Raw genomic sequence first — 19965 nt, 5'->3', positions numbered from 1 at the left:
TAGCGGCTTCCCAACCAGTACTTAGCTGAATACGTGGGGCACGTTTTGAAGAATCAAGGTTAGCCCACTAAGCGCTAATGCACTAATGGCCAGTAATCTTACCACGCTAGGCTCAATCCGCGCAGCTAGCAGCCTACCAAGGCGTGTAAATACCAATATCAAGGGGATAGCAAAGAGGGTAGATATAACCGTAGTATGATCGGGCAGTGTACCAAACGGCACCATGGCTAAACGGATAAGCGCGGTAACACTGAAGATTGCAAGCAGGGTGTATCGCACTTCGTGCACAGACCAATTTTGGCGATAACACTGAAATACAACGGGTGGACCAAAAGTAGAAAACAGCCCACCTAATATGCCGCCCAATGCACCAGACACCAAAAATCCCCAGCCTTTGCCTGAGGCGGCAGATTGGCTTCTTTTCACAATAAGTAGCAAACAGCAGGTTAATATTGCCAGCCCAAGCAGAATATTTAACCAAACCGACAATCCAGCGGACAGATATTCAAGCAGAGCATAGCCTACTGCGATAAAAGGTATGCCGCCAATCAACACAAGCGTGAAGGCTTTGCGGTGGATAAGGTGAACATTCTTCAAGACAATACTGGTTGAATTAACTAACCCTAAAACGCTAATTAAAAAAGTGGTCGCCGTAAGGGGAAGTAAATTAAACAAGGTGAAACTAGATACCACCATCAACCCAAAGCCAAACCCGCTTAAGGTTTGCAGTACAGTAGCAAAGCCCAATAGAATGAACATAGGTACTAGGGTTTCAAGTAACATTTTGCATCTACACCTGTAGTTGTATGTGATTTACATCAAAAATGCGCTATAACTCTTGTGTATGATATAACAACAAAAATTAAGCATTAGGTTAGGGTTTCATGTCTTCATCTCAGTTCGACCACAAATTAAGTGGTCCCAGTCTTGCGTTCCAACCGCTCTATCAGCAAGTTGCCGAGTATATCAAGCAGCTCATTGTGGAACGTCGGTGGCAGCCTGGTGAAATGTTGCCAAGCGAGTTTCGACTGGCTGATGAATTTAATGTTAGCCAAGGCACGGTTCGTAAAGCGTTAACCTTGCTTACCGACACTAAAATTGTAACACGCCGTCAAGGTGTAGGTACTTTCGTTTCCGAGCATACTGCACAAGATGCCCTGTTTCGATTTTTCCCGCTGCAAGCTGATGGCAAGGGTGCAGACCTACCTAAAGCCGAGTTGCTTGGCATGGAATTAATATCCCCAGATAAAAGCGTACAAGCCGCGTTAAAGCTATCGGGCAAAGAGCGAGTGACAAAACTTGAACGTCGACGCATTTTAGATAACGAATTTTGTATGTTGGAAACGATTTTCCTACCTGCTAAATATTTTGCCGGCATGCACGAACGCAAAGATATTCCTCATACTTTGTACCATTTCTATCAAACCGACTTTAATCAAACCGTGTTTAAAACCCGAGACGGTATTAAAGCAGTACTCGCGTCAGATAACGATGCCAAGCTTCTACAAATAAAGGCCGGCGAGCCGCTGTTACTGGTAACACGGGTGACAGAATCTATAGACGGCAAACTGATTGAATATCGTGAAAGCAAATGTAGAAGCGATCATTATCATTACCAAGTAGAACTTGATTAAAGCAGGCCGCAGGCCTAGCCACCCCTATACTCGCTTAACGCATGGCAGTGTGAAATCGCTATGCTCTTGTTAACGCTGTTCCCGCCAAAGCTCTACTCTTTAATACTAGCCCTTTAACGCTAGGGCTTGGGCACATCGTTATTCGATAACGTCACTTCGCAATAAGCAAAAAGATAACGTCGAGAGTATCAAAAAGTAAGTGCCTCATTAATTTTGTTAACACTTTGTTGACATGGCATTCCTCCTATAATAACTTATGTCTTATACAAGACTAAAGTCTTTTCTATTAAACAGGATTAAAGATATGAACGCGTTGGAAAAAATCCCTGAAGTCGGGTTTGGCTTCTGGAAAGTCGATACGGCTATCTGTGCTGATACTGCGTACGAAGCGATTAAAGCGGGCTATCGTCACTTAGACTGCGCTTCTGATTATGGCAACGAGAAAGAAGTGGGCGAAGGTATTCAGCGTGCTATTAACGATGGCCTTTGTACCCGTGAAGAGCTTTGGATCACGTCTAAACTGTGGAATACCTTTCACGCGCCAGAGCATGTGCTGCTAGCACTTGAAAAAACATTGAGCGATTTACAACTCGACTATCTCGATTTGTATCTGATTCATTTCCCTATAGCGCAAAAATTTGTGCCGATAGAAACCCGCTATCCACCTGAGTGGTTTTACGATACCACGCAAGACAACCCAACAATGGAGTTGGCGCCTGTTCCACTTTATAAAACATGGGAAGCCATGGAAGGTTTGGTAGATAGCAAGAAAGTAAGCCGTATTGGTGTGTGTAATTACAATACTGGGCTACTTCACGACCTAATGAGCTATGCCCGTATCAAGCCTGCCATGTTGCAAATTGAGTCACACCCTTACCTAACACAAGAACGATTGATTCGTTTAGCGAAAGACTACGACATGAACGTTACTGCGTTCTCGCCACTTGGTGCACTGTCTTATCTTGAGCTAGAAATGGCGGATAAAACGGAGTCGGTACTAGAGCAAGACGTCGTGAAAAAAGCAGCTACGGCTCATGGAAGAACACCTGCACAAGTGGTACTTCGCTGGGGCGTACAACGTGGCAATGCCATTATCCCTAAAACGTCGAAGCCTGAAAGAATGCGTGAGAACTTAGCGTTGTTTGATTTTGAACTTACCGACGAAGAAATGCAGGCTATTTGTGCGCTTAACATGAATCGACGTTTTAACGATCCGGGGCACTTCTGTGAAGCAGCCTTTAATCGTTTCCACCCTATTTACGACTAGGAGAGTACTATGAGCAACGCAATCGAATATGCCAATGTGCCAACCCAACACCGCTATAACGGTCAAGTCTTCCCGCAAATTGTGGTGAATAACGATGGCTGTAAAACCGTTGAAGAAACGGTGATGTTTATTCAACAAAATCAGGCTGAGCTAGAAGCACAACTCGCCATATCGGGGGCGTTGTTGTTTAGAGGGTTTCCTTTAAACTCTGCGGAAACCTTTGATATTTTTTCAGCCGGTTTTGGTTATGCAAACTTCACCTACAAAGAGTCGCTATCTAATGCAGTTCGCATTAATTTCACAGAACGGGTTTTTACTGCAAACGAAGCGCCTAAAGATGTAGAAATTTTCTTACATCACGAAATGGCACAAACGCCAATTTCACCTAGCAAAGTATTCTTTTACTGCCAGTCAGCAGCCGACGAGGGTGGTGCGACACCCTTATGCCGTTCAGATAAATTGTTTGAAGCATTAAAGGCTGAAAACCCAACGCTTGCTAGCGATTTTGCTGAAAAAGGCTTGAAGTACACTACCACCATGCCTGCTGCCGATGATGCTAATTCTGGTCAAGGCCGCAGCTGGAAAAGCACGTTAAGTGTAGAAAGTACAGCAGAAGGCGAAGCCAAATTAAAAGAGCTCGGCTACAGCTGGGAATGGTTGGAAGATGGTAGCTTACGCGCCGTTACTCCTGAGTTACCCGCGGTTATTGATTTAGGCGATGGTTCACATTCATTTTATAACCAATTAATCGCGGCTTACATGGGGTGGAAAGGTGTGCGTGAAAATCCATCTTCAGCCATCACCTTTGGCGATGGCTCTGCTATTCCCAAAGAAGGGTTAGAGCGAATTGCTGAACTATCGCAGCAGTTTACTTTCGACCTTGAATGGCAAGATGGGGATGTTGCCTTGGTTGATAACTATCGTGCTATGCATGGCCGCCGCCCCTTCTCTGGTGAAAGAAAGCGCCAAGTGTTAGTGGCACTTGTGGCCGCTGAGCGTTAATTGTTATGACCGAGTTTGCCGCAAAGTGTAAATCGATTTGGCCTGGTTTTGGTATTGCTACAATAACCGGTATGGCAGCGCTTTTTTTAAGTGAGCATTATGGCGCGCCCGCCATGTTGTTCGCGCTGCTACTGGGTATGGCAATCTCATTTTTGTATCAGGCCGATGGGGTGTGCAAGTGCGGCATTGATTTTACTGCCAGTACGCTATTGCGTGCAGGCGTGGTGTTGCTGGGGTTGCGTATTGCTTTGGGCGACTTAGTCGTTCTTGGCTGGCAAACCGCAGCCATGCTAGCCTTTGCGATTTTCTCAACCATAGTGTTGGGTGTGGTAATGGCAAAAAGTGTAGGTATGCAAAAGCGCTTCGGTGCACTCACCGGTGGCTCGGTAGCTATTTGCGGTGCATCTGCGGCATTAGCGATTTCTACTATTCTGCCTGCTGGGAAAAACCACGAGCGAGATACCTTGCTTACGGTGATTGGCGTAACGGCCATGTCTACTATTGCCATGATTGTTTACCCTATTATCGCTGGGCAATTGGGTATGAACGATACCGAAGCGGGTATTTTTCTAGGTGGCACGATTCACGATGTGGCGCAAGTAGTAGGCGCCGGTTATTCGGTGTCTGAAGACGCGGGCGATATGGCTACGTTAACTAAATTAGTCCGCGTTGCCATGTTGTTACCCGTTGTTATGATCATGATGGTGATAGTAAAACGTGCGCACAGTAGCGTGCAGGATTTAGATGGCGAGATGCCTAAGCTACCCGTGTTCTTAGTGGGATTTGTGGCGCTTATGCTATTAAATAGTTTTGTTACCCTACCTGAAGTGGTTATCGATTCAGGTTCACAGATATCACGATTTTTCCTTGTGGTATCGATCACTGCCATTGGTATGAAATCAAACTTAGGTAAGCTGGCTGAAGTGGGCATGTTACCTATAGTACTTATCGTGACGGAAACCCTGTGGATAGCTTTACTTATTTTAGGTTATCTGTTTTTGAACTAGTTCTTGAATTAGCTTTTTTAAGTTAGTTTTTCGTCAAAAATGCACTCGTAAAGGAGGCAATGCGTGCCTATCTCAAACAAATCTAAGCAGGGTGTGAGCACGCATTCTGAATCATCAGACCAACAGCCTTCAGTAAACAAAACCGGTATACATGCCCTTTACGCCGAAAATCCTATCGCCGCCGACGAACAGGTATTTGGGCGTAAAACCGATGGCCTTACACGCCGTGGTTTTCTATCAGGATTTAAAACCCTCTCATTGTTACTAGGCGCAGAAATTGTTTATGGCCGGTTTATGCCAGCAGGGCTTATTCCCGCTGCATTAGCACAAACAGAAACGCCTTTTAGCATTGAAGGCAAAGATGGGTTAGTGGTGCTAAACGACAGACCGATTAACGCCGAAACACCCGCGCATTTACTTGACGATAAGATTACGCCAGCGTCGAAATTATTTGTGCGAAACAACGGGATTGTACCTGAAATAACACCTAAAGATTTTGATGAAAATGCGTGGACACTCACTATTGAAGGGGAGTCGGCAGCAACATCACGCACTTTTACGTTAAGTGAGCTTAAAGCCAATTTTAAACACTACACCTATCAATTAACTCTTGAGTGCGGTGGTAATGGTAGAGCTGAATTTTCGCCTGCGGCCAGCGGAAATCAATGGACTACCGGCGCGGTAGGCTGCCCGTCATGGACGGGAGTACGTTTAAAAGACGTACTTAACGCAGTAGGTATCAAAGATGATGCTGTCTACATTGGTTACTACGGTGAAGACTTACATTTGAGTCGAACGCCGGGCAAAGCAGCGATCTCTCGTGGCGTACCTATTAGCAAAGCGCTAGAAGATGAATCGTTAATTGCTTTTGAAATGAATGGCGAACCGCTACCGCTTATGAACGGCTTCCCTATGCGGTTAATGTTTGGCGGTTGGCCTGCTTCCACATCGGGTAAGTGGCTGTCTAAAATTGTTATTAGAGACAGGGTTCACGATGGTGCCAAAATGGGCGGTAATGCATATCGCGTGCCGTGCAAGCCCGTTGCCCCGGGGACTAGCGTACCAGAAGACGAAATGTGCATTATTGAAGCTATGCCGGTGAAATCCTTAATTACCCATCCTAAGTCAGGTGCCGAGCACAGCAAAGGTAAAGCATTGGCAGTGCGTGGGCATGCATGGAGCGGCGAAGCCGAGATAGCCAAGGTTTTTACTTCAATTGATTTTGGACAAACCTGGCAGCAAAGCGCGTTGTCGAAACCCGTTAATCGCCACGCGTGGCAACATTTCAACGCCGATATAAGTTTTAAACAAGCCGGGTATTACGAAATTTGGGCGCGAGCAGAAGATGCCAACGGCCGGTCTCAGCCAATGGTACTGCCTGGTTGGAACCCCAAAGGCTACCTAAACAATGCGTGTCATCGCGTTGCAGTGAAGGTGGTGTAGCCAATGAACAGGCTGACAAGCGCGCTAATGCTATCGGTGTTATGTACAACATCACTAGCAACGCGAGCTAACGAACATAAGCTCAATCCCGCTACAGGACTTATTGACGCCACGGGGCATAACATGGTGGCTGCACATTGTACGGCGTGTCATTCCGCTAAGCTTATTTCGCAAAATCAAATGAGCCGTGAACGCTGGCTTGAGACGATACGCTGGATGCAAAGCACGCAAAAGCTATGGCCCTTAGGTGATGCTGAACCTGTCATTTTAGATTATCTAACTACGTGGTATGGACCTAAAACACAGAGTCGCCGTGCACCCATTCCGGCCCATTTAATGCCGAAAGAATCTGACTAGTTTTATCGCAATTAAAAGCTAAAACACCTAGATGACAAACATAAAAAACGGGAGCCTAGGCTCCCGTTTTTAATATTTATATTGCAAGTGCTAACTTAAGGCTAGCTTAGGGCTAACTTAAGCCAAGATAGGCCAAGATAAGCACTAGCCCGTTAGCCCTGCAATCATGCACTATGGGCACGCAATGTCTGACACTGCCGCATCATCGCTAGATGCATTCGCTTCCAAACGTACATTGGACACCAATAGTGACGCCGAGGTGTGAGCGTTAAGCGCAAATGGTGAGAAAAGCTCAGCAAATGACGCGCCTGCTTCTACGAAACAGCGTGAAGGAATAACAACCGTTTGCCATTCGTTTGAATTCGCCGCGAAGCTATTTAACGGCAAAGACACACCGCAATCACTGCTACTACAACCAATAGAAACACTAAGGTTATCTCGGCCTTCTGCTAATTTCACATCTAGAACAAGCGCAGATTCATCTTCACTGTAATCACGCATATCTTCAGGGAAGGGCGAATAGAAGCCTACAGTCGCTTGGTCAGTAAACGTTAGCGATAGGCTATCTTCTTGCACCATGCGGTCAGTGGTACGCACGCTTGCGCCTTCAGATTCCACCGTATTGCTTGCTACCGTAGTATCACCCGAGGCGTCTTTAATCATTAGCTGCCAAGGCTTTTGTGTAGAAAGTACGTAAATATCATGAGCAGGTAACGGTGCGTTTGCATCAACGCCAGTCGACTCAGACAGCGGCGCTTCGATAGGATCAGACTCGCCGAATGCTAAACCATAACCGTAAGCAAATTGTGCAGTATTGCCGTCATCTTTATTCACAATTTGGGTCGGCGTTGCTGGCCATGAGAATGACAATTTACCGTGCATAGGATAGTTAATTTCACCGTTTTGCTTGGTGAATAATACATCGGCAACACCTTGGCCTTCAGAGCCAGGTAACCAGGCTACTACAAATGCATCACTGGCGTTAATTTCTGGGTTTACCCACAGTGGACGGCCGGTAATGAAAACAGACACAACAGGAATACCTTGGGCTTGGAAAGATTTCAACAGCGCAAGATCTGACTTGTCGCCACGTTGATATTCAACATTTGAAATATCGCCATTGCCTTCAGCATAAGGGTTTTCACCAAATACGATAATCGCCACATCAGGTTTTGCTTTTGAAGCGGTTTCAATCACACCTGCTTCAAACGCTGTTCCTTCAAATAGCGTAGCGGTTCCGCCGGCTTCGCTAACCGCTTGCTCAATACCCTCAAAAATAGAGGTTGCACCTGGGAAGTCGCTGTTCTGATTACCCGTGCCTTGCCACGTTATAGTCCAGCCGCCTGATTGCTTACCTATATTATGGGCAGCATCACCAGCAACAACCACGTTCATATTTGGCGCTAGGGGCAGCAAGTTATCTTGGTTTTTAAGCATCACTAGCGACTTTCGAACCGCTGCACGAGCAATATCGCGATGTGCTTGTGCACCAATAATTTCGCTATTACCCGACAACGCACGGTTAGCCGGAGAGGGTTGCTCAAACAGACCCATGCGCACTTTAACCCGCAATACGCGGCGTACCGCATCGTCTAAACGAGACTGTGGAATAATGCCTGATTTAACCTGTGCAATGGTGTTTTCGTACAAAGGTTTCCAAGCACTGGTAGGCACCATAAAGACATCAAGCCCTGCATTCATAGCTTGTGGGCAGCTTTCGTTAGTACAGCCTTCAATTTGACCGTGACCATTCCAATCACCGACTACAAAACCGTCAAAGCCCATCTTGTCTTTAAGTACATCGGTTAGCAGGTATTTGCTGCCGTGAATTTTCTTGCCATGCCAGCTGTTGAATGAGGCCATTACCGACTGTGAGCCAGCATTTAAGCCTTCAACGTAGCCTTGTGCGTGAATGCGAAATAAGGTTTCTTCGTCGGCAATGTTGTTACCTTGATCGTCGCCACCTTGTGTTCCGCCATCACCAATAAAGTGCTTTACCGTTGAGATAACATGGTTATCGTCAATGCTGCCACTGGCAATATCGCCTTGCATGCCAGATACAATAGCCTTGGCATAAGCGCCTACAATGGCAGGGTCTTCTGAATAGCTTTCATAAGTTCTACCCCAACGATCATCACGGGCTACCGCAACAGTTGGCGCGAATATCCAATCAATGCCAGTTGCACGTACTTCTTTGGCAGTCGCTTCGGCAATTTGAGTGATAATGGCAGGGTCGTTCATCGCACCCAAACCAATATTATGTGGAAACAAGGTAGCGCCAATGACATTGTTGTGACCATGTACTGCATCGGTTCCCCACATAGTAGGAATGGTGCTTCCGTCAATAGAGTCGTCTATTGATGCTTGATACATGGCATCCGCAATGGCAATCCAATCTTGAGGTGTAGCGTGCTTATCATTATTGGGAAATGCACCACCGCCATTTAAGTACGAACCAAACCCGTAGGTACGCATGTCTTCTAGAGTCACATCGCGAATTTCAGGCTGTATAGTTTGCGCCACTTTTTGCTCAAGGGTCATGGTGGCTAAAATAGCGTTTACTTTTTCTTCTACCGCTTCGCTGTTTTCTGTACTAAAGGTAATTTCAGGCCAAAAGTCGGGGACTGATTTTTGTGATGCTTGCTCAGTCAGCTCAGTTTTCGGCGTGCTAGCCTCGTCTGTCGCTGGCTGACAACCTGCCATAACCAATGCTGCGGCAATTAATGAATATGAACTTAGTTTCATAGCAAATCCCTTGTTTATTTGTGGCTAGCAGCCAAGTTAACGGTAGCACCACGAAGCCCGTAATAAGCAATATATAAATAGCAAATAACCGGCAATAAGAAAGAAAGTTGTACACCCGCGTTGTCAGCAATAACACCTTGTAGTAGTGGCACAATAGCGCCGCCCACTATGGCTAAACACAACATGCCAGAGGCTTGTGCGGTTTTTTGGCCTAGCCCTTTAAGTGCAAGACTGAAAATGGTGGGGAACATAATAGAGTTGCAAAGACCTACTGCTAAAATTGACCACATGGCGATATTGCCGCTGCTGCATACTGACACAACAATGAGTGTACATGAGGCAAATGAATTAACAGCGAGTAGTTTTCCCGCGGCCACTTTTTGCATTACCGCAGCACCAATGAAACGCCCTACCATAGCGCCACCCCAATAATAGGCTATGTACTTAGATGCTTGGCTTTCGCTCATGCCTTTAATGCTTTCTAGTCCAAAGTAGTTGACTAAAAAGCTGCCAATCGCAACTTCAGCGCCTACGTATAAAAACAAACCTAGCGCACCCAATGACAGGTGGCGATGTTTTAATAAACCGGTATCTGTCGTGGTAGCGACATCCATTTCACTATGCGTGGGTGAGGGAAGCTTCACTTTAACCATAACCACAGCCATGGCCACTAATACAGCGGCCAATGTTAAATAGGGAAGGACTACCGCATTTGCATCTACTGCTGCGTTTTCCATTCCTTCATGGGCACCAAATAATACGATGCCACCAATAATTGGCGCGACTGTAGTACCCAACGAGTTAAACCCTTGGGTCATGGTGAGTCGACTAGAAGCGGTATCTGGGTTACCCATAATGGTTACCAAGGGGTTTGCAGCCACTTGCAAAATAGTGATACCTGAAGCCAATACAAACAATGCCCCTAAGAACATCCAATACTGAGTGAAAAGCGCAGAAGGAATAAACAAGACACAGCCCACTGCAGCAGTGATTAACCCCACACCAATGCCTTTTTGATACCCAGTCGCACTCACTAACTTTCCGGCTGGAATAGAAATAAGAAAGTAGGCGCCAAAGAAGCACGATTGCACCAGCATAGCTTGTGTATAAGAGAGCGAAAATAAGGCTTTCAAATGGGGTATTAGAATGTCATTAAGTGCGGTAATAAAACCCCACATGAAAAATAACGATGTTAGCGTAGCTAGCGCAAGTTGACTGGTGGTTGTCGACCCGGCCGTGGTTTTTATTGTTTGATTCATAGGTAACGCCCTGAACTCACTTATTAGTAGACGGAATTTCGTGTTCGCATTTGGCTTATTGGTTACTTTGCGTTAACGAATTAGTTCGGTATTTGTTAACACTTTGTTGGTCAGTATAGGGTGCGAAAATGAAAATGCAAGCGCTTACATTGTTTGATTGTATGCGTTTACATTTTTAGTTAAATATTACAAATACCTGCTGTCTTTTCCCACTTTTTTAACAGTTTGACATCGTAACGTTTAGATTATTTTCCATTAGCGCTTGCTTTTTTTGTTCAAACAAATAAGATCAAATGCAAATTGTTATCATTTGCATTATCAGGTAAGAGCTGAATTAAATGACTTATTTTTATACGGTTACCTTGTTGTTAACGGGCTCGCTATTGCCATCACTTGCATTAGCTGACGTAAAGGCGCCGGTTGAACACGTAGTCGTTACGGGAACACGTACACCCAAGCTTTTAGGTGCATCACCGGTAAAAATCGATGTGGTAGATAAAGCGGAAATTTCCAGGCTTAGCAAGGGAACGCTAAGGCAAGTGTTAGAAGTTATGCCCGGTGTGGTAGTTCGGCGCAGCCAAAAAGACGGCTACAACGTACAGCTGAATGGGTTTAACGGCGACCATGTCTTGGTGTTAATTAACGGACAGCCAGTTATTTCTCCTACAGGCTCTTCGGTCGATTTAGATCAAATTAGCGTTGCCAACATTCGACAGATTGAAATTGTACGCGGCGCAGCATCGGTTCTTTATGGTAGTTCGGCCATGGGAGGCGTTATTAATATTATTACTGATGTGCCAGAAGGCGCACAGTTATCCGCCGACTATGAACTTTCTCACTACAGTGATGGGCTCGACGGCGATACCCTAGGGCATACGGCTAAGGTTAGTGCGGCTAAAGCGATAAAGCACTGGCAGCTAGGATTGACCGCACAGCATATTACGAACCCCGGCTTCGATTATGACCCAGAATCCGTGTCTCAGGATGGTGGTGCGGTGGATAAATCCTTTGTGCAGTTTTCCTTATCAACAGGTATCAGAGACCTTGATTTTAGTTACAAAGGCCAATGGCTGGATGAACAGAAAGACAAACCTCAGTCCTCTATTCCAGGGCAAGTCAGCATTATCAGCTATGTGTCTAGCGTTACCCAGTGGCAGCACGATGTAAAATTTGCTCAACAGCAGAATTGGCATATTAATGGGCGCTATTTGTCTCACGATGAACAAAGCGGAAACACCAACGGCCTGCGCCAAACCGATATTCAATTAGCAGAAATTGAAGCGCAGAAAATTCTATCTTTGGGCGATGTTGAGTGGGTAGGGGGATTGGTAGCCCATGCTGATAACTTAGATCAGCAAAATGTGGCAACGGGAACGGTAGAAGTTGACGACGTTAGCCGAGAAAGTACCGAAGCCTACTTGCAAGCCAATTGGCAGCAAAACGACACCCAAGCATTGCTGGGCCTTCGAGTACAAAATGATTCTGATTTTGGTTGGCATACGGCGGCAAAGCTTAGTGGTAGTCAAAGCTGGAAACTTGATGAAACCACATTCCAAGTGCGTGGCGGTGGTGGTACTAGTTATCGAGTACCTAATTTAAAAGAACGTTACTACGTGTTCGATCACAGTAACTTAGGCTACATGGTTTTGGGCAATGAAGACCTTGTGCCGGAAACTGCGCTAAGTGCCAATGTAGGGGTGAATGCGCGATTAGCATCTAAACAAAGTCGCTGGTGGTATCAGGCCGATATCGATTTTCACTACACAGAAGCAGAAGACTTTATTACCACCGCGGTAGATGTGGAAGCGTCGCAAGAAGCAGGTCTTGATATTTCTATGTACGAAAACCTTGATGAAGCCACGCTTTATGGTGCTGATTTGAGCGTAAGCGCGCAAAACGATAACTGGCAGTGGCAACTTAATTATAGCTACTTGCATGCCGTAGATGGTGATTCTGAGCGTTTGCCTGAACGACCCACTCATCTAGTGAAAGCCTCAGTGACCTATCAATTTGAAAAAAGTGATACCAGCGTTCAACTGTATGGCGTGCATGAAAACGACGTCTCTCCAACTTCTGGTTACACCGTTACCGTGAAAGACAGCTACACCACCTTAAATGCCGTGGTTCAGCACGACTTTTCTCGCCATTGGCAAACCCGTTTGGGGGTTGAAAACCTTACCGATGAACATCGCTCACCAGATTCACTCGCGGTGGGGGCTTTTGATGCTCGGCCTATTTCAGCTCGCCGAGTTTATTTGGGCGTGAGTTACCAATACTAACCCTCTGGAAAGATCCAGTACTTAAAAACAAAAAACTTAAAAATAGAGAACTTAGGAACCAATATCTAAAGACAGAAAAAGCCAGCAATAAGAAACAATAACAGAATTAGATCATAGCGCCGTTTACTCAATTAATCCCAACGGCTAAACACACAATATAGAAAAGGAAAGAACACATGAATAAAAAATACTTAGCATTATTACTTGCTGTGTCTCTGGGGCTTGTGGCCTGTGGTGGCTCTGATAGTAGCGATCCAATCGTTGAAACGCCTGACCAAAGCGGTGAAGACAGTGACGAGGAAGCAGATGACAGCTCGGGTGATGAAGGTGAAAGCAGCAATGAAGTGGCCACAATTTACGGGCCATATAGCACAGGCAGTACATCTGAACCTGTTGCTGTTTATTTTGATTTAGATACACAAACCCAAGTGACCCTGACTGAAGAAGAAGCCGCGAGCGACACCACCTGGGATATAGGCTTTAAACGCACTTCGGTATTTTTAAACACAGCACAAGAGACGCCGGTAAGCGTCTACTTTACTGCCAACAACAGTGATTTCTACGACGAAAATGGCGCAGCTGTGGCAGATTTATTTCTAAATGCGACCGCTGATAGCGAACTTGATGATTATTTAGCGGTGACAACGAGCGACGTGCCAGATGCAGAGGCATTTTCTACTGATGCTGAGTCTGCCGTTATTGGCGATACCTTTTATAATTATGACACCACAACCCATGTAGTAAGCGCGGCTAGCGATATCTACTACGTAGTGTCATCCGATGAAAACTACACCAAATTCCATGTGAGTGACATTGTGACTGAAGGGCGCGGTATTGGTGAAATCACATTGGGCGTCATGCATCAAAGTGTACTCGATGGACAAACTACGTTTGCTGAAGAAGTGTCGCTAAGTGTTAATGCAGTAGGCTGTACTGCGCCTATTTACATCGATTTCGATGTGCAGCAAGAGGTGACTGAAACCGATGCATGGGATATCACTATCCCTTGCGCTGATGAAGCGGGTGAATTTACCCTGTCTATTGCCGACGATGCTACTGTACTTCGTACCGATGCTGACACCTATGCCGGAATAGATACCGAAGCCGCTGCATTTTATGGTTTCAGTGCTGAAACCGTTAGTGACTATGCGTTTACGGCTAACAACTGGTACTACTACGACAGCACAAGTCACTTACTGTATTCCCAGTTTGGGGTATACCTTATTCAAGCGGGCGACAGCGTATTTAAATTCCAAATAACTAGCTACTACGATGAAGACGGTACATCAGGCGCATACAGTTTCCGCGCCGATCCCGTTACCGAGGAATAAGTAATGGCGAAAACCAAATTGCCCAGCTTATTCAGCACGAGAAAAATGCTATATGTACTAAGCGTAATGAGTGTATTTTGGTGTTTAAGTAGTGGCAGCGTTCATGCTGCCACTACGTTCTCAGCACTCACAGCCTCCTCAGCACCTATGGCTCACAACCATCAGCAACCTGAAACGCCCCGAATTATTGCTGCAGGTGGCAGTGTAACGGAAATCATTTATGCGCTAGGGCGGGGTGATTGGGTGGTGGCGACAGACAGCACAAGTATGTTTCCCGCCGCGGCAACTGAGGTCCCAAAACTAGGCTATTTTCGCCAACTTAGTACCGAAGGTGTATTAGCTCAACAGCCTTCTTTGCTATTGGGGGCAAGTGCTACAGGCCCCGAACCCATGTTAGAGCAGGTGGCAAATGCAGGGGTTGATGTACACGTTTATCATGTCTCGAAAGACCTCGACGGCTTAAACAAGATGATTCTTGATATCGGTCACAGAGTATCGGCGGTGGAAAAAGCCAAGCAGCTTGTTACTGACTTACATCGTCAAGTGGACGCACAGCGAGTGCAATATTCTGAAGCAATAGCGTCTTACGGAAGTACAGATTATTCCAACACCATTAGTGCACTTTTCGTGGTTGCGAATAATGATAGAGGCATTACTGTGGCAGGGGCCGATACTGTGCCGCAAGCACTGTTTGATACCTTGGGTATGACCAATATTGCAAGCGATCTCAATGGCTACAAGTTAATGGATGCTGAGTCGGTACTCACCCGTAACCCTGATATTGTGTTTGCTGCAGGGCATATGCTGCATGGCGAGAGTGCGCTGAATTCTCTGTGTTCACACCATGCGATTGCCGCAACATTTGCAGGTCAACATTGTTTAGTCAAAGCAATGGATAGCAATATTGGGTTAGGACTGTCCCCCCGTTTTGCTATTGCGCTAAAAACGGTTGCTGAACATGGGTTACGTGCTTTATCTATAAAAGCGCCAAATACCGCAATTCAAGAGCAGGCTATTCAAGAGAGTATTGTTAAAAGACCTATTAAAGAAAGTACGGCCGTAGATAAAAGCACAAAGACAGAAACTCAGGGTATGGGAAGGTTCGAGTGACAGCGTCTACCTCAACCCACGACTCTGCCACTAGCTCACCGCTGGCAAAAGCGTCGCCGACAAAGCCCCGGGTGACAAATAACACGCTGTCAAAAAAGATGCAGAAACATAATGCATCAGCAGTCATAGTAAACCTACTTGTAACGAGGGCAAAGCGTAAACAACATGGTCTAGCACTCCTCGGTGCGATGTTGCTGTTAAGCGTTTACGTAGGCGTTGTGAGTGGTAGTTTATCGATTAACGTGGGCGAGCTTTTGTGGCACGAACTTTCTCAGCTAACTGGGCAGTTTTTCTCTCAAGGCGCGTTGATTGAAGAAAGCGGCGCTAATCGACAGGCAACGCCATTAGGCGTTTCAACAACATTTAATAGCACGCACTGGTATGTGCTTACTGAACTGCGACTACCACGGGTTATTATGACCCTATTTATTGGCGCGCTATTGGCTGTGTCAGGTTGTGCTATGCAGGGCTTGGTGAGAAACCCATTGGCGGATCCAGGTTTAATCGGTATTGCCGGCGGCGCGGCAGCGGCAGCAGCAGTCAGCATGGCTATCGTGCCACCACTTGTACCCGCGCTTGCCTCTGTTTGGGTGGCACTTTGGGCGTTTGGCGGGGCGTTATTGTCCGTGTGGACCGTGTTACGTTTTGCTAATAGTGCGCAAGGTGTATCGGTGGCTACGCTAATACTTGCTGGGGTAGCAATAAATGCGTTCACCGGCACCATTATTGGCGCCATTAGCTATGTGGCTAGCGACGATGCACTTCGCCAAATCACCTATTGGACAATGGGCAGTTTAGCAGGCGCTAGCTGGACAATATGCGCGCTGGTGGCGGCGGCCGGCGTTATCGCTATTACAGGCTTAATGGTGTCTCGAAATGCACTTAATTTATTAGCCTTAGGTGAAAACGAGGCGGCTTACATGGGGCTGAATGTAGCGCGTTATAAGCAAATTATACTGTGGTTGGTGGCATTTGCTGTCGCCCTAGCAACCGCTTTGTGCGGCATTATTGGGTTTGTGGGTTTAGTTGTGCCGCACATGTGTCGCACACTGTTTGGCGTTAATCACAATGTACTCATTCCTGCTTGTGCATTAATGGGGGCTCTGTTGTTGACGGTTGCCGATACGTTGTCTCGTACATTATTCACTCCAATGGAAATCCCTATAGGTATTGTCACATCCGCCATAGGAGCACCTTTTTTCTTGTATCTGTTATGGCAACAAAAAGGGGTATTTAATGGCTCGCTGTAACCAAACTGAATCACAGACGCATGAAACGCTACTCACCCTCATTAATGTCGATGTTATCAGGGGAAAACGACAGCTATTGTGCAACCTCAACCTTGTCTTTAATGCGGGTGAATTTATTGCCCTTGCGGGCGAAAACGGCTGCGGGAAATCATCCCTGCTTACTGTGATAGGCGGCTTAGCGCCACTTGAGAAAGGCGCGCTTTTGTTTAACGGTGAGCCCCTAAGTGAAATAGGTTTGCGAAATCTTGCAGACTATCGCGCAGTCATGGCGCAAAGTGCCTCAACTCCTTTTGGCTTTTTGGTCGATGAAATATTGCAGTTAGCGCGTCATCACATTGTTGAGTCACCTGAAAATCGACATCACATTATCGGCAAGATTGCTGAGCAGTTTGACATTACTCACTTGTTGTCACGAAATATTCAAACCTTGTCAGGGGGAGAGCGACAAAGGGTATTTTTAAGCAAAGCAATATTGCAGTTACTGCCAGTAAACCCACAGAGCAGCTTAGTGGGAAAGTTGTTGTTGCTTGATGAGCCTACCTCGGCACTAGACTTACGCCATCAAAAGTTGGTGATGCAGCAATTGGTCAGTCTCAGTAACCAGGGGCTATGCATAGTTTGTGTGAGTCACGATCTCAATTTAATTTCACCCTATTGCAGCAGAATGATTTTACTGGCTGAGCAGGGGTGTATAGCCGATGATAAGCCGGAAAATGCGCTAACGATAGACACATTAGCACGCTGCTATCACACCCAATTAAACCTTATTCGTAACCAAGAGCACGATGTGTTTGTTACGCATTAATTTGAACAGAAGGAGTTTCTTATGAGCATGCGAGATATTGCATTTTCAGCAAAACAATTAAGCCGAACTCACCACAGTGGTGTGCTAGGAACCCATTCCACTTCAATGCCTGGGTATCCTTTTGGCTCGGTTGTTCCCTATTACCTTACCCCTGCCGGTGATGCCATTATCTACATTAGTGATATTGCCCTGCACACTCGTAATATTAAAGCGAATGATAAAGTTAGTTTGACCATATTCGATGCTGGTGAGGATGACTCTCAAGCCAATGGTCGAGTGACTATTATGGGTAACGCAGAACTGGCTAAAAAAGAGGATGTGAAAGCACAATATCTAAGATTGTTTCCACAGGCTAAAGGTTATGAGCAAACCCACGACTTTAATTTTTACGTTATCCGCGCTGAGCGTGTGAGATTTATCGGCGGGTTCGGGAAAATTCATTGGATCGATAAAGGGTACTGGCAGGTTGAAGAGCAAGAGTGGCATAAGTCGCCAGACGGTATGATCACTCACATGAATGAAGACCATCAAGATGCCATGCAGTTAATTTTACAGCATAAAATCGGGGTGAATATTGAGCATCCTATTATGCACAGTGCCTTTCCAGAAGGTATGCATTGTGGTAGCGAGGAAGCGACCTGGTTCATTCCATTTGAATCCATTTGTGAAACTTCCACCGATGTTCGAAAAGCCCTTGTCAAACTGACTAACGATGCACGCACGGCATTGAACATACCCAAAGCGAGCTAAAAGATTCGCGCTATCGAAACGTCGTGTTCTTTTATCGCCGCATGTGCTAGACAGCCTGCCATTAATGATAACCCAGCGAAGTGCTTCGCTGGGTTATCATCTGTGAATGAAATGTAAAATTCTTCCCTGTTACTACTTGTTGCTATATGAAAGCGCTTACATATAATGCTACACTTCGTTTCGTAGGGTGGCACTATACACAAGCTGCCAATAGAGCACCTTACATATAGTGCTAATACAACTTGGCTTCACACAATCTCAACATCGTTAGTGACCGTCGTATTTATTTTTTTAACGACTGCTTTAGACAGGCGCTGATACATTCATTCGAATAAGGTTTTGTACACATGGAAATTTTAGCCCAACCAGGCTCTCCCTTTATGCAATCAGATTTCACCATGGGTGTGGCGACATCGTCATTTCAAATTGAGGGCGATGCAGACAACAGAGAGCCAAGCATTTGGGATACCTTTTGCAATACACCTGGAAAGATTGCCGATGGCAGTCACGGCCTCGTGGCATGTGATCATGTGAACCGTTTGGAAGAAGACTTAAGCATTATTGATTCGTTAAATGTAGACGCTTATCGGTTCTCTATCAGCTGGCCACGAATTATTAGAAAAGATGGTTCGGTCAATCAGCAAGGGCTTGATTTCTACCTTGCTTTGCTAGCAAAGTTAAAGCAAAACAACATTAAGCCATATGTCACTCTGTATCACTGGGATTTGCCTCAGTATTTAGAAGATGACGGAGGCTGGCTAAATAGAAAAACGGCCTATGCGTTTGCTGAATATGTGGATGTGGTGAGTAAAGCTTTTGGTGATAAGGTTTACTCATACGCCACATTAAACGAACCCTTTTGTAGTGCCTATTTAGGTTACGAAGTAGGGGTTCATGCTCCAGGGAAAGTGGGCAAAGAATTTGGAAAAAAAGCGATACATCACTTGTTGTTGGCCCACGGTTTAGGCATGCGCGTTCTACGCAAAAATGCACCCAATATCGAGGCTGGCGTAGTACTTAACTTTACGCCGTTCTACGCAAATTCTAGTGATGAAAAAGATATTCGCGCCACAAAATTAGCACATGATCATCATAACGACTGGTACATTAAACCGTTAATGCATGGTTGTTACCCTGCTCTTATCGATGACATTCCGGCAGCTCACCGGCCAGATATTCTCGATGGCGATATGGATATCATTTCTGAGAAAATAGATTACTTAGGTGTGAATTATTACACTCGCGCTAAAGTCACCGATGATGGCTCTGAAGATCCTTGTCAATTGCCAGCCCCAGAGGAAAGTGAAACTACCGCAATGGGCTGGGAAGTTTACCCGCAAGGGTTAACTGATTTACTGCTACAGTTGCATAATGACTACCAACTACCACCGCTTATTATCACTGAAAATGGCTTGGCCAGTGATGATACGTTATCGATGGATGGTGTCGTGAACGATGAGCAGCGTATTCGATATCTAACCACTCACTTGCAGGCGGTAGCTGATGCAATTGAAGCAGGGGTCAATATAACAGGCTATTTTGTTTGGAGCTTGTTAGATAATTTTGAATGGGCGCTGGGTTACGAGAAACGCTTTGGTATTATTTACGTTGATTACGATACGCAAAAACGAACGTTAAAAGCCAGTGCACTAAGACTACAACAATTGCTAGAAGAAAGACGAAAAGCGTTAAACGCAGCCTGATAGATGCGCAATTGATTAAAAGT

16 protein-coding genes are annotated in these 19965 nt (G+C 45.7%); 13 read left to right on the top strand and 3 right to left on the bottom strand.

The window, feature by feature from the left end:
* Positions 1–21 precede the first annotated feature (21 nt).
* Positions 22–783: a sulfite exporter TauE/SafE family protein gene (locus tag JKP82_RS09810; protein ID WP_218396823.1), complete on the bottom strand. Its 762-nt coding sequence runs from the start codon at positions 781–783 to the stop codon at positions 22–24.
* A gap of 101 nt (positions 784–884) precedes the next feature.
* On the opposite strand from JKP82_RS09810, the gene JKP82_RS09805 reads away from it, so the two are divergent.
* From JKP82_RS09805 to JKP82_RS09780, 6 genes are all read left to right on the top strand, one after another.
* The gene (locus JKP82_RS09805) at positions 885–1634 is read left to right on the top strand and encodes a GntR family transcriptional regulator (protein WP_159533806.1); all 750 of its coding nucleotides are present in this window, start codon (positions 885–887) and stop codon (positions 1632–1634) included.
* Positions 1635–1938: 304 nt separating this feature from the next.
* Positions 1939–2901 carry an aldo/keto reductase gene (locus tag JKP82_RS09800; RefSeq protein WP_218396821.1) on the top strand — a complete coding sequence of 321 codons (963 nt, stop codon included), beginning with the start codon at positions 1939–1941 and terminating at the stop codon, positions 2899–2901.
* A 9-nt stretch (positions 2902–2910) separates the two neighbouring features.
* Positions 2911–3903, top strand: a complete 993-nt coding sequence (locus tag JKP82_RS09795; protein WP_218396819.1) for a TauD/TfdA family dioxygenase — start codon at positions 2911–2913, stop codon at positions 3901–3903.
* A gap of 5 nt (positions 3904–3908) precedes the next feature.
* The gene (locus JKP82_RS09790) at positions 3909–4910 is read left to right on the top strand and encodes a YeiH family protein (RefSeq protein ID WP_218396817.1); all 1002 of its coding nucleotides are present in this window, start codon (positions 3909–3911) and stop codon (positions 4908–4910) included.
* A 63-nt stretch (positions 4911–4973) separates the two neighbouring features.
* Positions 4974–6353: a sulfite oxidase gene (locus JKP82_RS09785; RefSeq protein ID WP_218396815.1), complete on the top strand. Its 1380-nt coding sequence runs from the start codon at positions 4974–4976 to the stop codon at positions 6351–6353.
* A 3-nt stretch (positions 6354–6356) separates the two neighbouring features.
* Positions 6357–6710: a hypothetical protein gene (locus JKP82_RS09780; protein ID WP_159533797.1), complete on the top strand. Its 354-nt coding sequence runs from the start codon at positions 6357–6359 to the stop codon at positions 6708–6710.
* Positions 6711–6881: 171 nt separating this feature from the next.
* On the opposite strand, the gene JKP82_RS09775 is transcribed toward JKP82_RS09780, so the two are convergent.
* Together JKP82_RS09775 and JKP82_RS09770 are read right to left on the bottom strand one after the other, a co-directional pair.
* Complete coding sequence (locus tag JKP82_RS09775) at positions 6882–9455, bottom strand: glycoside hydrolase family 3 protein (protein ID WP_218396813.1); 2574 nt, start codon at positions 9453–9455, stop codon at positions 6882–6884.
* Positions 9456–9469: 14 nt separating this feature from the next.
* Positions 9470–10714, bottom strand: a complete 1245-nt coding sequence (locus JKP82_RS09770) for a sugar MFS transporter (protein WP_159533793.1) — start codon at positions 10712–10714, stop codon at positions 9470–9472.
* A 338-nt stretch (positions 10715–11052) separates the two neighbouring features.
* On the opposite strand from JKP82_RS09770, the gene JKP82_RS09765 reads away from it, so the two are divergent.
* The 7 genes from JKP82_RS09765 to JKP82_RS09735 all read left to right on the top strand — a co-directional run bounded on the left by JKP82_RS09765 (position 11053) and on the right by JKP82_RS09735 (position 19942).
* The gene (locus JKP82_RS09765) at positions 11053–12993 is read left to right on the top strand and encodes a TonB-dependent receptor plug domain-containing protein (RefSeq protein ID WP_218396811.1); all 1941 of its coding nucleotides are present in this window, start codon (positions 11053–11055) and stop codon (positions 12991–12993) included.
* Positions 12994–13169: 176 nt separating this feature from the next.
* Entirely contained in the window at positions 13170–14324 is a 1155-nt protein-coding gene (locus tag JKP82_RS09760; protein ID WP_218396809.1) for an HmuY family protein, read from the top strand.
* 3 nt (positions 14325–14327) lie between these two features.
* Entirely contained in the window at positions 14328–15434 is a 1107-nt protein-coding gene (locus JKP82_RS09755; protein WP_218396807.1) for a heme/hemin ABC transporter substrate-binding protein, read from the top strand.
* Positions 15435–15532: 98 nt separating this feature from the next.
* Positions 15533–16684 (top strand): FecCD family ABC transporter permease, encoded by a 1152-nt coding sequence (locus JKP82_RS09750; protein ID WP_159534738.1) that lies wholly within the window; start codon positions 15533–15535, stop codon positions 16682–16684.
* Complete coding sequence (locus JKP82_RS09745; protein WP_218396805.1) at positions 16671–17489, top strand: ATP-binding cassette domain-containing protein; 819 nt, start codon at positions 16671–16673, stop codon at positions 17487–17489. Before JKP82_RS09750 ends, JKP82_RS09745 begins: the two co-directional genes overlap by 14 nt.
* A 21-nt stretch (positions 17490–17510) precedes the next feature.
* Positions 17511–18239, top strand: a complete 729-nt coding sequence (locus tag JKP82_RS09740) for a HugZ family pyridoxamine 5'-phosphate oxidase (protein ID WP_218396804.1) — start codon at positions 17511–17513, stop codon at positions 18237–18239.
* A 347-nt stretch (positions 18240–18586) separates the two neighbouring features.
* A complete protein-coding gene (locus tag JKP82_RS09735) occupies positions 18587–19942 on the top strand; it encodes a GH1 family beta-glucosidase (RefSeq protein WP_159533781.1) in 1356 nt (451 codons plus the stop codon).
* Positions 19943–19965: the final 23 nt, after the last annotated feature.

Source organism: Alteromonas lipotrueae (assembly GCF_019249215.1).
Taxonomy (GTDB): Bacteria; Pseudomonadota; Gammaproteobacteria; order Enterobacterales; family Alteromonadaceae; genus Alteromonas; species Alteromonas lipotrueae.
The sequence above is the reverse complement of the archived record's forward strand: the minus strand, read 5'-3'. Positions and strand labels throughout refer to the sequence as shown.

What these genes read in the sequence shown, in the direction of transcription:
- JKP82_RS09810 (WP_218396823.1), bottom strand. Translation starts at nt 783, where the DNA reads ATGTTACTTGAAACCCTAGTACCTATGTTCATTCTATTGGGCTTTGCT.
- JKP82_RS09805 (WP_159533806.1), top strand. Translation starts at nt 885, where the DNA reads ATGTCTTCATCTCAGTTCGACCACAAATTAAGTGGTCCCAGTCTTGCG.
- JKP82_RS09800 (WP_218396821.1), top strand. Translation starts at nt 1,939, where the DNA reads ATGAACGCGTTGGAAAAAATCCCTGAAGTCGGGTTTGGCTTCTGGAAA.
- JKP82_RS09795 (WP_218396819.1), top strand. Translation starts at nt 2,911, where the DNA reads ATGAGCAACGCAATCGAATATGCCAATGTGCCAACCCAACACCGCTAT.
- JKP82_RS09790 (WP_218396817.1), top strand. Translation starts at nt 3,909, where the DNA reads ATGACCGAGTTTGCCGCAAAGTGTAAATCGATTTGGCCTGGTTTTGGT.
- JKP82_RS09780 (WP_159533797.1), top strand. Translation starts at nt 6,357, where the DNA reads ATGAACAGGCTGACAAGCGCGCTAATGCTATCGGTGTTATGTACAACA.
- JKP82_RS09775 (WP_218396813.1), bottom strand. Translation starts at nt 9,455, where the DNA reads ATGAAACTAAGTTCATATTCATTAATTGCCGCAGCATTGGTTATGGCA.
- JKP82_RS09770 (WP_159533793.1), bottom strand. Translation starts at nt 10,714, where the DNA reads ATGAATCAAACAATAAAAACCACGGCCGGGTCGACAACCACCAGTCAA.
- JKP82_RS09765 (WP_218396811.1), top strand. Translation starts at nt 11,053, where the DNA reads ATGACTTATTTTTATACGGTTACCTTGTTGTTAACGGGCTCGCTATTG.
- JKP82_RS09760 (WP_218396809.1), top strand. Translation starts at nt 13,170, where the DNA reads ATGAATAAAAAATACTTAGCATTATTACTTGCTGTGTCTCTGGGGCTT.
- JKP82_RS09755 (WP_218396807.1), top strand. Translation starts at nt 14,328, where the DNA reads ATGGCGAAAACCAAATTGCCCAGCTTATTCAGCACGAGAAAAATGCTA.
- JKP82_RS09750 (WP_159534738.1), top strand. Translation starts at nt 15,533, where the DNA reads ATGCAGAAACATAATGCATCAGCAGTCATAGTAAACCTACTTGTAACG.
- JKP82_RS09745 (WP_218396805.1), top strand. Translation starts at nt 16,671, where the DNA reads ATGGCTCGCTGTAACCAAACTGAATCACAGACGCATGAAACGCTACTC.
- JKP82_RS09740 (WP_218396804.1), top strand. Translation starts at nt 17,511, where the DNA reads ATGAGCATGCGAGATATTGCATTTTCAGCAAAACAATTAAGCCGAACT.
- JKP82_RS09735 (WP_159533781.1), top strand. Translation starts at nt 18,587, where the DNA reads ATGGAAATTTTAGCCCAACCAGGCTCTCCCTTTATGCAATCAGATTTC.